Annotated in this window: 14 protein-coding genes; 1 reads left to right on the forward strand and 13 read right to left on the reverse strand. The window is 66.9% G+C overall.

Annotation, left to right across the window (positions count from 1 at the left end):
• Window positions 1-189 precede the first annotated feature (189 nt).
• The 7 genes from VH567_RS16365 to VH567_RS16395 are packed head-to-tail and all read right to left on the reverse strand — an operon-like array spanning window position 190 to window position 4,687.
• Complete coding sequence (locus VH567_RS16365) at window positions 190-1,362, reverse strand: murein hydrolase activator EnvC family protein (protein WP_423327299.1); 1,173 nt, start codon at window positions 1,360-1,362, stop codon at window positions 190-192.
• A 3-nt stretch (window positions 1,363-1,365) separates the two neighbouring features.
• Window positions 1,366-1,788, reverse strand: coding sequence for a 23S rRNA (pseudouridine(1915)-N(3))-methyltransferase RlmH (locus VH567_RS16370; RefSeq protein WP_423327300.1), 423 nt, complete (start codon window positions 1,786-1,788; stop codon window positions 1,366-1,368).
• Window positions 1,789-1,808: 20 nt separating this feature from the next.
• Window positions 1,809-2,216, reverse strand: a complete 408-nt coding sequence (rsfS, locus tag VH567_RS16375) for a ribosome silencing factor (RefSeq protein WP_131583613.1) — start codon at window positions 2,214-2,216, stop codon at window positions 1,809-1,811.
• Window positions 2,217-2,237: 21 nt separating this feature from the next.
• On the reverse strand, window positions 2,238-2,861 hold the full coding sequence (locus VH567_RS16380; protein ID WP_423327301.1) for a nicotinate-nucleotide adenylyltransferase: 624 nt from the start codon (window positions 2,859-2,861) through the stop codon (window positions 2,238-2,240).
• Window positions 2,858-3,142 carry a type II toxin-antitoxin system RelE/ParE family toxin gene (locus tag VH567_RS16385; protein WP_423327302.1) on the reverse strand — a complete coding sequence of 95 codons (285 nt, stop codon included), beginning with the start codon at window positions 3,140-3,142 and terminating at the stop codon, window positions 2,858-2,860. The genes VH567_RS16380 and VH567_RS16385 overlap by 4 nt, the downstream gene beginning before the upstream one ends.
• Entirely contained in the window at window positions 3,139-3,393 is a 255-nt protein-coding gene (locus tag VH567_RS16390) for a hypothetical protein (RefSeq protein WP_423327303.1), read from the reverse strand. The genes VH567_RS16385 and VH567_RS16390 overlap by 4 nt, the downstream gene beginning before the upstream one ends.
• Window positions 3,394-3,424: 31 nt before the next feature.
• Window positions 3,425-4,687, reverse strand: a complete 1,263-nt coding sequence (locus VH567_RS16395; RefSeq protein WP_423327304.1) for a glutamate-5-semialdehyde dehydrogenase — start codon at window positions 4,685-4,687, stop codon at window positions 3,425-3,427.
• Window positions 4,688-4,764: 77 nt separating this feature from the next.
• On the opposite strand from VH567_RS16395, the gene VH567_RS16400 reads away from it, so the two are divergent.
• Window positions 4,765-5,874 carry a DUF3667 domain-containing protein gene (locus VH567_RS16400; RefSeq protein ID WP_423327305.1) on the forward strand — a complete coding sequence of 370 codons (1,110 nt, stop codon included), beginning with the start codon at window positions 4,765-4,767 and terminating at the stop codon, window positions 5,872-5,874.
• A gap of 157 nt (window positions 5,875-6,031) precedes the next feature.
• Here the strand turns inward: VH567_RS16400 and VH567_RS16405 are convergent, their stop codons facing one another.
• The 6 genes from VH567_RS16405 to ptsP form a co-directional block, all read right to left on the reverse strand.
• Window positions 6,032-6,409: a hypothetical protein gene (locus tag VH567_RS16405; RefSeq protein WP_423327306.1), complete on the reverse strand. Its 378-nt coding sequence runs from the start codon at window positions 6,407-6,409 to the stop codon at window positions 6,032-6,034.
• Between the two features lie 63 nt (window positions 6,410-6,472).
• Window positions 6,473-8,380, reverse strand: a complete 1,908-nt coding sequence (ftsH, locus tag VH567_RS16410) for an ATP-dependent zinc metalloprotease FtsH (protein ID WP_423327328.1) — start codon at window positions 8,378-8,380, stop codon at window positions 6,473-6,475.
• A 176-nt stretch (window positions 8,381-8,556) separates the two neighbouring features.
• Complete coding sequence (tilS, locus tag VH567_RS16415) at window positions 8,557-9,522, reverse strand: tRNA lysidine(34) synthetase TilS (protein ID WP_423327307.1); 966 nt, start codon at window positions 9,520-9,522, stop codon at window positions 8,557-8,559.
• A 178-nt stretch (window positions 9,523-9,700) separates the two neighbouring features.
• A complete protein-coding gene (locus tag VH567_RS16420; protein WP_423327308.1) occupies window positions 9,701-10,627 on the reverse strand; it encodes a tetratricopeptide repeat protein in 927 nt (308 codons plus the stop codon).
• A gap of 96 nt (window positions 10,628-10,723) precedes the next feature.
• Window positions 10,724-11,692, reverse strand: coding sequence for a helix-turn-helix domain-containing protein (locus VH567_RS16425; protein WP_423327309.1), 969 nt, complete (start codon window positions 11,690-11,692; stop codon window positions 10,724-10,726).
• Window positions 11,693-11,798: 106 nt separating this feature from the next.
• Window positions 11,799-14,072, reverse strand: coding sequence for a phosphoenolpyruvate--protein phosphotransferase (gene ptsP, locus VH567_RS16430; protein WP_423327310.1), 2,274 nt, complete (start codon window positions 14,070-14,072; stop codon window positions 11,799-11,801).
• Window positions 14,073-14,121: the final 49 nt, after the last annotated feature.

The raw sequence follows: 14,121 nt of genomic DNA on the forward strand, positions 1-14,121 counted from the left end.
GGCTGACTGGGGGGACTTGGTCGTTAACGATCGCCTATTGCATCGATCCTCCCCCGCAAGGGGGAGGTGTCGCCGAAGGTGACGGAGGGGGGGACACGGACCAGGCGTTGCGCCTTCCTCCCCCTCCGTCTGGCAAGCGCCAGCCACCTCCCCCTTGCGGGGGAGGATCGTCACGCCGGGTCCCGTCGATCAGCGCGGTCCTATCAGTGACGCCGCATCGACGGGACGGCCCCGGCGGCGGAGTTCGACGGTGATGCGCGGGTCTTCGCGGGGGGCTGTGCCGAGCGGGGTGCCCATCGTCACGCGGTTGCCGGGCTTTGTCGAAGTTGCCGCGAGGCCGGTGACTAGGCTCGTCCAGCCATCGGCGTGGTCGATGATGACGATAACACCGTAGTCTCGGAAACGGCGGGCGTAGCGGATCGTCCCCGCGGCGGGGGCGACGACGCGCGCACTGGGAACGGTGGCGAACGTCAGCCCGCGCGACCGAACACCGGAGTCTGAAATCTCGTCGAAGCCGGTGACTAGCCTGCCCGCTACTGGCGTGCGGTACACGCCGCTTGGGGGTGCCGGTGGCGTGGCGCCGGGCGCGATCGGACGAGGGATTGGGCCGGTAAGCGCGATTAGGCTCGCCGCGGTCGCCTTCGCGTTAGTCATGGCCGCCATGCCATCGACGAGGTCGCGCGCGCGCTCGCCGAGCGCCAGCGCGCGGTCCGACTCGCCGAGGGCTCCCCGGCCGAGTGTCTGACTGCGCTGACGGTGCCGAGCCTCCAAATTGGCCAGCGCTTGTCGGTCGCTTTCCAGGCGAGCGCGGCCATCGGAGAGCGCCTTGGCGGCGAGCGTTGCACTGGCCTGAAGGCGCCGCGTTTCGGCGAGTTCGGTGCGGACGGCTTCGGTGCGCTGGCGGACGACGGGCAACGCGCTGCCGAGAACGGCACGAACATGGACGAGGTCGTCGACCGATCCCGGCTGCGCGACCGCGACGATTGTCGGGCGGCGGGCGAGCGACTCCAGAGCCGCCAGCAGTCGCGCGACGGGAGCCTGCGCACGGCCGAGTTTGGCGCGTTGATCGGATAGCAAACGCTCGACCAGAGTCACGCGCGCGCTGGCGGTGGCGAGGTTCGCTTCCGCGGCGGCCACGCGGGCGGCTAGCGCCTGCTCCTCGCGACGCGCCTTGTCGGCGGCGTTACGTTCCTGGGTGGCCGCGGCGGCAAGCTTGGCAGCACGCGCGACGGCGATCGCGGCGTCGCGCTTCGCCGCGACCAGGCGTTGCTGCTCGGTCGCCAGTTCGGGCGCGTCAGTCTGTGCGGTAACGCCCGCCGCCGCGAACAGCGCCGCGATCGCCAAGACGCCCCCTGCCCTCATGCATCACCCTTCGCGGTGATAGGGATGATTGGCAAGAATGCTGGTCGCGCGGAAGAGTTGCTCGGCGAGCATCGCGCGTGCGAGCAGATGGGGCCAGGTCGCGCGGCCGAACGAGAACAGCAGGTCGGCCTCGTCGCGCGCGGCATCATCGAAGCCGTCGGCCGCCCCGATCATGAACCGCGCCTCGCGCACGCCGTCGTCGCGCCATCGCTCCAACTTATGCGCGAACTGCGTCGACGACAGCGTCTCGCCCTTCTCGTCGAGCAGGATGCGCTTGGTCTGCTCGCCGACCAGCGGGATCTTGCCGCCGGTGTCGGGGAGCTCACTGACTTTGGTCGGCCAGACGATCCGCCTCAGATAGCGATCGACGAGGTCGGCCTCGGGCGAGCGCCCGATCCGACCGCGGGCGACGATGTGGAGCAGCACCGCCGCCGCCTCTGGGTCGGTTAGTCTTCGTCGGTGAAGGTCGGCACGGGCGGCGGCGTCGGTGCGTCGCCGAACGCCCACATCCGCTCCAGATTGTAGAAGCTGCGGACTTCGGGGCGGAACAGGTGGACGATGACGTCGGTCGCGTCGATCAGCACCCAGTCCGCCGTGGGGAGCCCCTCGATCTTCACCGGGCGCTTGAACTCGGCCTTGATCCGCTCGGCCAGCTTCTGCGCCATCGAGGCGACCTGGCGGGTCGAACGACCGCTGGCGATCACCATGTAATCGGCGATGCTGGTCTTGCCCGCGAGCGGGATCGAGATGGTCTCGACCGCCTGGTCGTCGTCGAGCGACGCGAGGATCAGGCGATGCAGCGCCTCAACCTCTTCGGGGTCGGTCGCGCGAGGGGCAGTAGGGGAAGTGGCCAAGTCAGCTCCTGGGTAAGGGTATCAATCCGGCAACGTGCCGGAACGGTCGGGCGGGCCAGCAACGTGCTGAACCCAGTCGGGATTTTTGGCACGCAGGCCGGTTGCGGAGGTCGGGTCGGGTCGGAAGCGCAACAGCACAAGGGCCGGCAATCTCCACGTCGTCCAGCTCTTCGCATGGTCTGTGCGCCGTTGGAAGCGCCGCAGCCAACCCATCGCGGGGGCCGCGAGGGCGCGCCCGTCATATCCCGGACGCGCGATTACCGCAATCGGAACCTCGCGGGCGATCTGGCGCCAGTTCTTCCAGCGGTGGAAGTCGGCGAGATTGTCCGCGCCCATCAGCCAGATGAACTGGATCTTGGGGTAACGCCGCTTGAGCTTGCGGATCGTGTCGAGTGTGTAGCGGGTGTGGAGGCGGGCCTCGATATCGGTCGCACGGATCGGCGCGCGGCGGGCCATGCGTTGTGCCGATGCGAGACGTGCGGGGAGCGGCGCCATGTCGTTGGCCGTGTCCTTGAGCGGGTTGCCGGGGGACACCAGCCACCACGCTTCTTCGAGCGCGAGCGCGTCGATCGCTGCGAGCGTGATGCCGCGGTGGCCACGATGCGCTGGATTGAACGACCCGCCGAGTATGCCGACGTGGGTCAAAGCTGGAAAGGCCGGTCTTGCCGCGCATGCATCAGGCGAACCACGTCGATGCCATCCGCCATCGGTCGATAGAGAATGACATACTCGATTCCACGGGCAGACCATTTCCTGAGATCGCCCTCGACCACAGGTCCCAAATACGGGTTGTCGGCCAACATCCGCACGGCGGCAATTGCGACGTCGCCTACGTGACGCGCGTGATCCGGCGAGTCCTCCCGGAAATAGCGATCGATTTCGTCCAGATCCGCAAGCGCCGAAGCGGACCAGATCGCACGCGTCACTCCGCCGCTATATCGCGGTTACGCGCCTCAAACCAAGCTTCGACCTCTTCTTGCGTATAAGAACGGCCGGCATCGATGTCATCAATACCGGCCTGAATGAACGCACGCATCTCGGTGTGATACTCGGCCGCCTTGCGGATCGCCTCGGCTGCAAACTCTTCTTCGGTGATGCCACGATAGCGCGCGATTCCCTCGACCATCGTCAAGGTCGCAGGGTCGAGCGGAGTCGTGATCGAAACCGGCGCAATCATCGTGCTATGTTACGCCGATCGGCACAGAGCATCAACCGCGCACCTGGCCGGTGCCGCGGCCGATCCATTTGTAGGTAGTCAGGCCTTCGAGTGCGACCGGGCCGCGGGCGTGGAGGCGGCCGGTGGCGATGCCGATCTCCGCGCCAAGGCCGAACTCGCCGCCGTCGGCGAACTGGGTCGAGGCGTTCCAGAGGACGATCGCGCTGTCTACCTTGGTCAGGAAGCGTTCGGCGACCGCGGCGTCTTCGGTGACGATCGCGTCGGTGTGGTGCGAACCGTGGCGGGCAATATGCGCAACTGCCGCGTCGAGGCCATCGACGATCGCGACCGAGGCGATCGCGTCGAGATATTCGGTGTCCCAGTCGGCCGCGTCGGCGGTGGCGATCTCGGGGACGAGGGCGCGTGCACTTACGTCGCCGCGGACTTCGCAGCCCGTTGCTGCGAGACTTTGGATCAACGCGGGTGCGTCGGCATAGGCCCGATCGATCAGCAGTGTTTCCATCGAACCGCAGACGCCGGTGCGGCGCATCTTCGCATCGACGACGACCGCCGCTGCCATCGTGGGGTCCGCCGAGGCATCGACATAGACATGGTTGATGCCGTCGAGATGCGCGAGGACGGGCACGCGTGCTTCGGCCTGGACGCGTGCGACGAGGCTCTTGCCGCCTCGGGGGATGATCAGGTCGATTGCCCCGTCGGCCTTCAACATCGCGCCGACCGCCGCGCGATCGGTGGTCGGCACGAGTTGCACCGCATCGACGGGCACCCCGCCCGCTTTCAGTCCCTCCACCAGCGCCGCATGGATCGCGCGGCTGCTCTTCACCGCCTCCGACCCGCCGCGCAGGATCGCTGCGTTGCCGGCCATTACACATAGCGCCGCAGCGTCCGCGGTGACGTTTGGGCGGCTCTCGTAAATAATGCCAATGACGCCGATCGGCACGCGGACACGTGAGAGCTTCAGGCCGTTCGGACGCTCGCTGGAGTCGATCAACTGTCCCACGGGATCGGCAAGCGCCGCCACCGCCGCTACGCCGTCCGCCATCGCCGCGACCCGCGCCTCGTCCAGCCGCAACCGGTCCAGCAGCGCGCCCGACAGACCTGCGCCCGCGGCACGCGTCATGTCCTCCGCATTTGCCGCAACGATCGTCGCCGATGCTGCCCGGATAGACTCCGCCGCCGACGCCAGCGCCGCAGCCTTCCGCGCAGACGGCATCGACGCCAGCACCAGCGCCGCCGAGCGCGCGCGGCGGCCCATTTCGGCGATCAATTCGGTCGGATTTTCTGCGTCGGCCATGGTCCGCGCGGTAGCATGCGAAGCCCCTCGCGCCAACGCCGCGAACTCGTTACGCTATCGATATTACAGGGGGACTCATGACCGGAGATATCGGAGTAGCGGCGGACATCGCCACGGGTGCCCTAGTTGGACGCGCGTTCGAACCGAAAGCTGGGGACGCCCATGGTGCGCATTCCGGCCACGGTCCGAACGACGCGCTTTGTCTGAATTGCGGGACGCGGCTGCTGGGCGAGCATTGCCACGCTTGCGGTCAATCTTCGCACGTCCACCGGTCGCTCGGCGGGATCGGACATGAGATCGCGCACGGAGTTTTCCATTTCGAAGGCAAGATCTGGCGGACCTTGCCGTTGCTGGTGCTGCATCCGGGGATGCTCACGCGGCGCTACGTCAATGGCGAGCGGGCGCGGTTCGTGTCGCCGCTCGCGTTGTTCCTGTTCACCGTCTTCCTGATGTTCGCGACGATCGGCGCGGTCGGCGGCGAGATGACGAAGGACTTCCTCCGGGACAAGCGCTCCGGGAAGACGTCGGATTATGCGCACGAGGCGGAGAAGGCGGGCGTCGCGCTCAACAGGATCGAGGCGCAAAAGGCAGCCGCGGTGAAGGCGGGGGCGACCTATTCGGGCGAATCGATCGCGGCCCTCGACCAGCAGGCAAGCGCGCTTCGTACCACCGTTCGCGCGCTCGGCGTGGCGGCGGATATGCAGAACGGTGTCGCCTACGGCACGGTCGTCGATCTCGGCGACTTCAAGACCGGTTGGGAACGGCTCGATCATGGGATCGCGAAGGCGAACGGCAATCCGGGGCTGATGCTCTACAAACTGCAGACCAGCGCGTATAAATACAGCTGGGGGCTTATTCCGCTCTCCGTGCCGTTCATGGCGTTACTGTTCCTGTGGCGGCGGCAGCATCACCTGTACGATCATGCGATCTTCGTGACTTATTCGCTGGCGTTCATGATGCTGCTCACGATCGTGCTGATCGTCGCGGGCGTGATCGGGGTGGCGGAGGGCTGGATCGTGATGGCGGCGCTGTGCTTGCCACCGGTGCATATGTTCGCTCAGCTTCGGGGCGCGTATTCGCTACGGAGGCGGTCGGCGGCGTGGAGGACGGTGGCTCTGCTGACATTCGCGTTCACGGTTTTGCTGGCGTTTATCGTGCTGTTGTTGCTGCATGGGCTGACGGATTAGACCGGCCATAACGTTTGCATCTCAGCATCCCCGCCCCTTCCGTCATCCCAGCGAAAGCTGGGATCTCGGAGTGGGGCCCGCGCGCTCTCCAACTAGGAGACCCCAGCTTTCGCTGGGGTGACGATTGTATGTGGGTGACTAGCAGGCCGCAGAAACCTCAGCGGCAGGGGTAAAGGTTCGCCAGAACGCGCGCGTAGCCGTCCTTCAGGGGGCGTTTCTGGTAGCTGGCGGGGAGTTCGTTCAAGCCGTCGAGCATGTCCATGATGCCAACGGATCCGCCCTCCGGAACGCAGGCGATCGGTGGCTTGCCGGCTGCGGCGCGGGCGGCGCGTTCTGCCTTCAATTGATTGGTTGCCGCCTTGGCTTCGGCCTTCAGCGCGGGGAGGTCCGGAGACATCAGCGCCATCGGACCCTGGTCGCGCAGCGCGTTGGCGCGGGCGAGGAAGGTGCCGACGGTCATCGCCGCGCTCGCCGGCATCGCCACGCCGACCATCAGCAACGCTGCGACTACAGCCTTAAAACGCGAATACGACATGGGCGGCCTTTCCGAGAAAAGACCGCCCATAGAGTTACTTAGGTGACTGCCGGGTGAACCGGATCACGCCCCGAGCGGGGTCGGCGTCCCGAACGGACCCGACGGACGCCGGGTCTTGGGGATCGACGTACCCGCACGCGGGACGGTTGATGCCTTCGCACCCGGATCCGGACGATCGAGATCCTCGCCGGCGATCAGCTTCTTGATCTCGTCACCGGTCAGCGTCTCGAACTCGAGCAGTGCGCCCGCCACCGTGTGGAGCTGGTCGACATGATCGCTCAGCACCTGCTTGGCGCGGTCGAGACCGCCTTCGACGATCCGCTTGATCTCGTCATCGATCAGCTGCGCCGTCTGGTTCGACATGCGCGACGGACGGCTCGACGAGTAACCCAGGAACGACTCGCCCTCGGGCTCGCCATATTCGAGCGGACCGACCTTGTCCGACATGCCCCAGCGCGTGACCATGTCGCGCGCCAAACCGGTGGCGTACTGGATGTCGCCCGAAGCGCCCGACGAGACCTTGTCATAGCCGAAGATGACTTCCTCGGCGACGCGGCCGCCCATCGACACCGCAAGGTTCGCATACATCTTGTCGCGATGATAGCTGTACGAGTCGCGCTCGGGCAGACGCATGACCATGCCCAGCGCACGACCGCGCGGAATGATCGTCGCCTTGTGGATCGGATCCGACGCGGCCTCGTGCATCGCGACGACGGCATGGCCGGCCTCGTGATACGCGGTCATCCGCTTCTCGTCGTCGGTCATGACCATGCTGCGACGCTCGGCGCCCATCATGACCTTGTCCTTGGCCTCCTCGAATTCGGCCATCGCCACCAGACGCTTGCCCTTGCGTGCCGCATGCAGCGCCGCCTCGTTGACGAGATTGGCGAGATCGGCACCCGAGAACCCAGGCGTACCACGAGCGATGACGCGCGCGTCGACGTCGGGTGCGAGCGGCACCTTCTTCATGTGCACTTCGAGGATCTTGATGCGGCCCTCGATATCCGGCCGCGGCACGGTGACCTGGCGGTCGAAGCGGCCAGGACGCAGCAGCGCCGGATCGAGCACGTCGGGACGGTTGGTCGCGGCGATGATGATGATGCCTTCGTTCGCCTCGAAGCCGTCCATCTCCACGAGCAGTTGGTTCAGCGTCTGCTCGCGCTCGTCGTTACCGTTGCCGAGACCGGCGCCGCGATGACGACCGACCGCGTCGATCTCGTCGATGAAGACGATGCACGGTGCGGACTTCTTGGCCTGCTCGAACATGTCGCGGACGCGGCTGGCGCCGACGCCGACGAACATCTCGACGAAATCGGACCCCGAGATCGTGAAAAACGGCACGCCGGCCTCACCTGCGATGGCGCGGGCGAGGAGCGTCTTGCCGGTACCCGGCGAGCCGACCAGCAAGGCACCCTTGGGGATCTTGCCCCCGAGACGCGCGAACTTCGTCGGGTCCTTGAGGAACTCGACGATCTCTTCCAGCTCTTCGCGTGCTTCGTCGATGCCGGCGACGTCCTGGAAGGTGACCTTGCCTTCCTTCTGCGTCAGCATCTTCGCGCGGCTCTTTCCAAAGCCCATCGCGCCGGAGCCCGAGTTCTTCTGCATCTGCTTCAGCACGAAGAACGCAATGCCGAGGAACAGCAGGAACGGCAGCGACTGATAGAGGAGCAGCGCCAGCATCGACGGGCCCTCTTCGGGCTTCGCGCTGATCGCAACGCCCTTCTCGCGCAGCTTCGGCACGAGCGTCGAATCCTGGATCGGATAGGATTTGAATTTCTCGCCCGAGGACAGCGTCCCCGAGATGATATCGCGCGAGATGTTGACGTCCTTGACGGTGCCCTCGTCGACCTTGTCGAGGAACGCCGAATACGCGATCGTGTTGCCACCCGACGCCGCCGTACGGCCGTCGAACATGGTCACGAACAGCGCCAGCGCGAGCAGGATGCCGACCCAGATCAGCAAGCTCTTCATCCAAGGATTGCCGCCGCCGTTTTCGGGGCCACCGTTTCCGGGGCCCTGGGGCTTCTGACCGCGGTTGTCGTTGTCGCTCATGGGTGCACGATACCTTTCACCGCACAAGATAAGCGTGCGCAGGTTAATGGCAATGGAACAACGCGCGACTTGCGTTGATCAGTGTGAACGGACGGTCACGTGACCCGGCGCGGCGGTGCCTCGCGGAAGCGCCATACGTCGCCGCGGACGCTGGCGATGATCCCCGCCTGCGTGGTGCGCTTGCCGGCCATCAGCGAGTCGAGCAGGCTTTCGATGTTGGCCGCCTCGGTCCATTCGGGCGCGACGATGCCGGCCTCGCTGCGGACCGTGCCGATCGCACGGCGGGCAAGGCGGCGGAGAATTTCACGGGGCAGCTTCTCGACCGCGATCTTCACTTCGCCGCCGCCGACCTTGGCGCGTTCGGCCCAGATCCACTCGACCATCGCGCGGACGTCGGTGTCGGTTTCGGCGAGGGCTGCTGCGGCGCGCGCGAGGTTGGGCGTGCCGAGCCATTCATTCTCGCCGAGCAACCGGCGGAAGCGGGTGCGATCGTGGCGATCGTCGTGGTTCGAGGGGTCGTCGAAGAACGGCACTTCGGCGCGGCGGACGATCGCGCGGAGTTCGGCGCGGCGCCAGTCGAGCAAGGGGCGGACGACGATGACGCCGTGGACTTCGGTGCGCGCGCGGACTCCGGCGAGCCCGGCGAGACCGGAGCCGCGCGCGGCGCGCATGAGGAAGGTCTCGGCCTGGTCGTCGGCATGATGGCCGGTGACGAGCGCGCCTGCCCCGATCGCGCGGGCGTGATCGGTCAGCAGCGCGTAGCGCGTGGTGCGGGCTTGCGCCTGGATGCTGGCGCCGGTGATCGGTTCGGTTGGCGCTAGCGTCGCGTGCGGGATGCCAAGGGTTGCGCAATGGGCAGCGACCATTGCGGATTCCTCCACCGCTTCGGGGCGGAGGCGATGGTCTATGCTGGCGACCGTGAAGCCAGGGGGGAGGGCTTCGTGCGCAAGGGTGAGCATCGCCATGCTGTCGGGCCCGCCGGAGACAGCGAACAGCGGGTTGGTGACGTCGCTTGCCAAGCGCGCGAAGTCGGCGGCGAAGCGGCGTCCTTCTTCGGTCATGCGGTGGGGGCCGTGGCGAGGATGCTGATCCTCCCCTGGAAGGGGAGGTGGCTGGCGTGTGCCAGACGGAGGGGTGATCCGCTCTCGATGGAGCGATACCCCTCCGTCAGTCCTGCGGACTGCCACCTCCCCTTCCAGGGGAGGATTTCAGAGGGACCGGTATTCATCGAGGACCTGCTTACTTGCACTTCGCCGCGGAGCGCCCGGCGGCGACCTGGCCCTTCATCGCCGCCGCCATCTTCGCCCCATAAACGTCGTTCAGCTCGTCATACACCTTGCACGCATCCGCCGGCTTGTTGAGCTTGGTCAGCGCCTGGCCGAGGTACAACAGGCTGTCCGGCGCGCGCTCGCCTTCGGGCATCTTCTTGTAATTGTCGTAGAACGCCATCGACGCGAGGCTCGGCTTGCCTTCGTCGAGATACGACCGGCCGAGCAGGTTCTGCGCATAGCTGGCGCGCTTGCTCTTGGGGTATTCGGCGACGACCTTCTTCAGTTGCGCCTCGGCCTGCGGATACTGCTTGGCCGCCCACAGGCGATAGCCGTACATATACTCGTCCTCCGCCGGATCGCCGGTCGAGGGTTTCTCGACCGAGACCTTGGTTGGTGCAGGCGTACCCGGCTTGGACGCCGTCTCGGGGCGCGTCGTCGGGCGCGAGGGGCCGCCGTCCGAGGGGGCGTCAGGTTCGATCGGACCGCCAGCCCCCGTCCCCGTCGCGATCGGCGCGGGGCCGGTCTCGAGCGTCTTGATCCGCGCGTCGTTCGAACGCCGGTAATTGTCGAACGCATCCTGCAACTGGCGCGTACGGTTCTGGTTCTGCTCGATCTGCTCGGTGAGCGACGTCATCTGCTGTTCCAGCGACGTGACGCGCTGGTTCACGTCGGCTAGCGCGCTGGTCGCGGGCGAACCCGGGCCGGGGCCCTGCTCGCTCTGCGGCGCACGCACTTCGGGCTGGAGCATCTGGCCGGCACCACCAGGGAAGACCTTGCGCTGGACCGCGCGCATTTCGCTTTCGAGCTTGCCGACGCGGCCCTCGACGTTCTGCGCCTGAACGCTCGCGGGCAGAAGAGCGGCGAGGCAGACGCCGACCAGAATTGACTTACGCATGGGCCACACCCCCCGGTGGATTGGTTAATCGTCCGGGTATAGCTGCACTACCCATCCTGTCGCCAGCCTTAAGACCCCGGCGATAGTCCGCAGCCATCACGGAGTCGGCGTTGCCGTAGCGGCGGGCGGCGGGTTGGCGGCAGCGTCCAGGTTGGCGCGCTGCGTCTCGGTCATTGGACGACGCGGCGTACGCGGAAGGCTGGCGGTGCGCGACCGTTCTGGCGACCGCGTCGAAGTGGCTCCGGTCGCGGTCGGCGCTGCCTGCGGCTCGGGCGTACCCGCGATCCGTGCGGCGATCGCAGGCGCACCGACGGCGACGTCCTTGATCGCGCGCTCGCCGGTGCCGAGCGCAGGCGCCGCTGCGCCGTTGAGGGTCACCGCCAGCTTGTCCGCGCGACCGATGTTGATCTTCGGGTCCTTGGCATCCTTGGGCACGTCGAACTTCTCGCCGGGCTTCATCGTGCCGAGATACAGCGTCTTGTTGTCGGCATCGTAGACACGCATCCATACCTCGTCCGAGGCAGTCAGCGTGACCTGGCCGTTGGCGGGCGTCGCGGGAGCGGGCACCGGTTGCGCGGTCTGCGCGGCGGGATTCGGCGCGGTTTCGGCAACCGGCGTCGCGATCGACGAATTGCTCGATCCGCGGAACATGTCGGTGCCGTACCAGAGGCCGACCAGCACCAGCACCGCGATCGCGATGCCCAGCGCAACGATCGCGAGGCCGCGCGAGGGCACGCGCGACGGGTCGGTCATCTCGTACGGCTCGTATTCGGGGGTCTTACGGCCCAGCGTCGCGACTTCGCCGCGGACGAGGTTGGCGATGTGCACCTCGTCGATGCCCATCGCGCGCGCATAGGCACGGGTGAAGCCGACCGCATAGGTGATCGACGGCAGCGTGGTATAATCGGAGGCCTCGATCGCTTCGAGGTGACGCAGCGGCACACGCGTGCGCGTCGCGATATCCGCGACGGTCAGCCCCTGCGCCTCGCGGGCTTTACGGAGAATGTCGCCAGCACGCTCTGGTTGAGCGGGTGCTGTGTTCTGGCCGGTTTCGACCTCGTCCATTCTTGTCTCCGAAGCGGGCTGCGTCGTTGCCCGTCATGTGCCCCGTCTTTCAGAGGCCCTTAGCCGTGTCAACGCACCGCGCGTCTTAACCGCAGGTTTCCGCCGATCAGACGATTTCGACGCCGTTTTCGGTCGCCCAGGTCGTCAGCGCAGCGCGCATGTCGCGGGGCGGGTTGGCCAGCAGTCCTGTCATGTATGCGGTGAGCGCGGCGCGATCGAGCGAGCGCGTCATCGCCTTGATCGGGCCTACCGCCGCGGGGGTGATCGACAGCCGCTCGATCCCGAGCCCGATCAGCGCCATCGCCTCCAGCGGCCGCCCACCCATCTCGCCGCAGACCGCCAGGTCGACCTTCGCGTCGCGCGTCGGCGGCACCAATCGGGCGATAAAGCGGAGGATCGACGGGCTGAGCCAGTCGTAACGCTCGGCGAGCTTGGGATTGGCGCGATCGGCGGCGAACAGGAACTGGGTCAGGTCGTTGGTGCCGATCGACAGGAACTCGATTCGCGGCAGCAGCACGTCGAGCATCTCGGCGAGCGCGGGGACTTCGAGCATCGCGCCATAGCGGATCGCCAGCGGCATTTTCCGCCCGCGCCCTTCGAGCCACGTCCGCTGCGCCTCGAACAGCGCGCGTGCTTCGTCGAACTCCCAGGGCTCGCTGACCATCGGGAACATCACGTTGAGCGTGCGACCGGCGGCCGCCTCCAGCAACGCCCGCGCCTGCACCTTCATCAACCCGTCACGCTCCAGGCCGAGGCGCAGCGCGCGCCAGCCCATTGCCGGGTTCTCCTCGTCCGAATCTTCCTTGTTGAGATAAGGCAGCGCCTTGTCCCCGCCGATATCGACGGTGCGGAAGATCACCGGGCGCTCGCCGGCCGCGTCGAGAACTTCGCGGTAGAGCCGCTGCTGGCGCTCGCGCTGCGGCAGCGTGGCGGAGACGAGGAACTGGAACTCGGTGCGAAACAGGCCGATGCCATCCGCGCCGGTGACGTCTAGCGCGGCGACGTCGTCGCGCAGGCCTGCGTTCACCATCAGCGTCAGGCGGTGGCCATCCTTGGTGATCGGCGGCACGTCGCGCAGCGCCGCGAACGCAGCCTTGCGCTTCTGGCGCATCGCGAGGCGGGCCTCGAACGCCTCCTCCATCACCGCCGACGGCCGCGCGAAGACGTTGCTCTCGGCGCTATCGAGCAACAGCATGTCGCCCTCCGCCACGAGACGGCGGATGTCGCGGACGCGGCCGAGCACGGGCACGCCCATCGCGCGGGCTACGATCGTGACATGCGCGGTGAGCGAGCCCTCCTCGAGGATCACGCCCTTCAGCCGGCGCTTGTCGTATTCGAGCAGTTCGGCGGGACCGAGATTGCGCGCGATCAGGATCGTGTCCTGACGCAGGCCCATCTGCGCGGCGGTGCCCATCTGGCCCGAGACGATCCGCAACAGCCGGTTCGACAGGTCCTCCAGGTCGTGCATCCGGTCGGCGAGCAGCGGATCGTCGATCTGCCGCATCCGCTGACGCGTGCGTTGCTGGACGCGCTCGATCGCCGCCTCGGCGGTCAGGCCCGAGTCGATCGCCTCGTTGATGCGCCGCGCCCAGCCCTCGTCATACGCGAACATCTTGTAGGTCTGGAGCACCTCGACATGCTCGCCGCCGACGCCGAATTCGGCTTCGCGAGTCATCCGGTCGATGCCTTCGCGCATCTTGTCGAACGCCGCGTAGACGCGGTGGCGCTCGGCGTCGGTATCCTCGGCGACGGTGTGCTCGATATGGATGCGCGGCTGGTGGTAGACCGCAAAGCCTGCGCCCATGCCGTCGACCAGCTTCTGCCCGGGGATGCGCATCGCCGCGGTCGACTGCGGACGATCCGCGCCGCCGCCGGTGGTGTCGATGAGCCCCGCATTGGCGATCAGTTCGGACAGCACCATCGCGACCGTCTGCAACGCCTCGATCTCGACGTCCGCATATTTGCGACGGTCGGTGTGCTGGACGGCCAGGACCCCCACGGAACGCTCGCGGCGGATGATCGGCACGCCCGCGAAGCTGTGGAAACGGTCTTCGCCGGTCTCGGGTTTGTAGGCGAAATCGGGGTGGCTCGCGGCCTCGTCGAGATTGAGGACCTCGACATCCTCGGCGATCGTGCCGACGAGGCCCTCGCCGAGCGCGAGTTTGGTGACGTGGACCGCCGCCTGGTCGAGCCCGCGGGTGGCGAACAGTTCGAGCACGCCTTCGCGCAACAGGTAGATCGAGCAGACTTCGCTGTCGATCGCGGTGGCGATGATGCCGACGACGGCGTTGAGCTTGGCTTGCGCGGACGTGCGCGAGGCCATCACGTCGTGAAGGCTGGTGAGGATTTCGCGGGCGGAGGCGGCGGCCGAAAGGGGCATTCGGGTTGGCTATCAGATGAAGCGCTTGGGTGCCACGCAACAAAAGCAG

Source organism: Sphingomonas sp. 4RDLI-65, assembly GCF_049472435.1.
Classification (GTDB): Bacteria; Pseudomonadota; Alphaproteobacteria; order Sphingomonadales; family Sphingomonadaceae; genus Sphingomonas.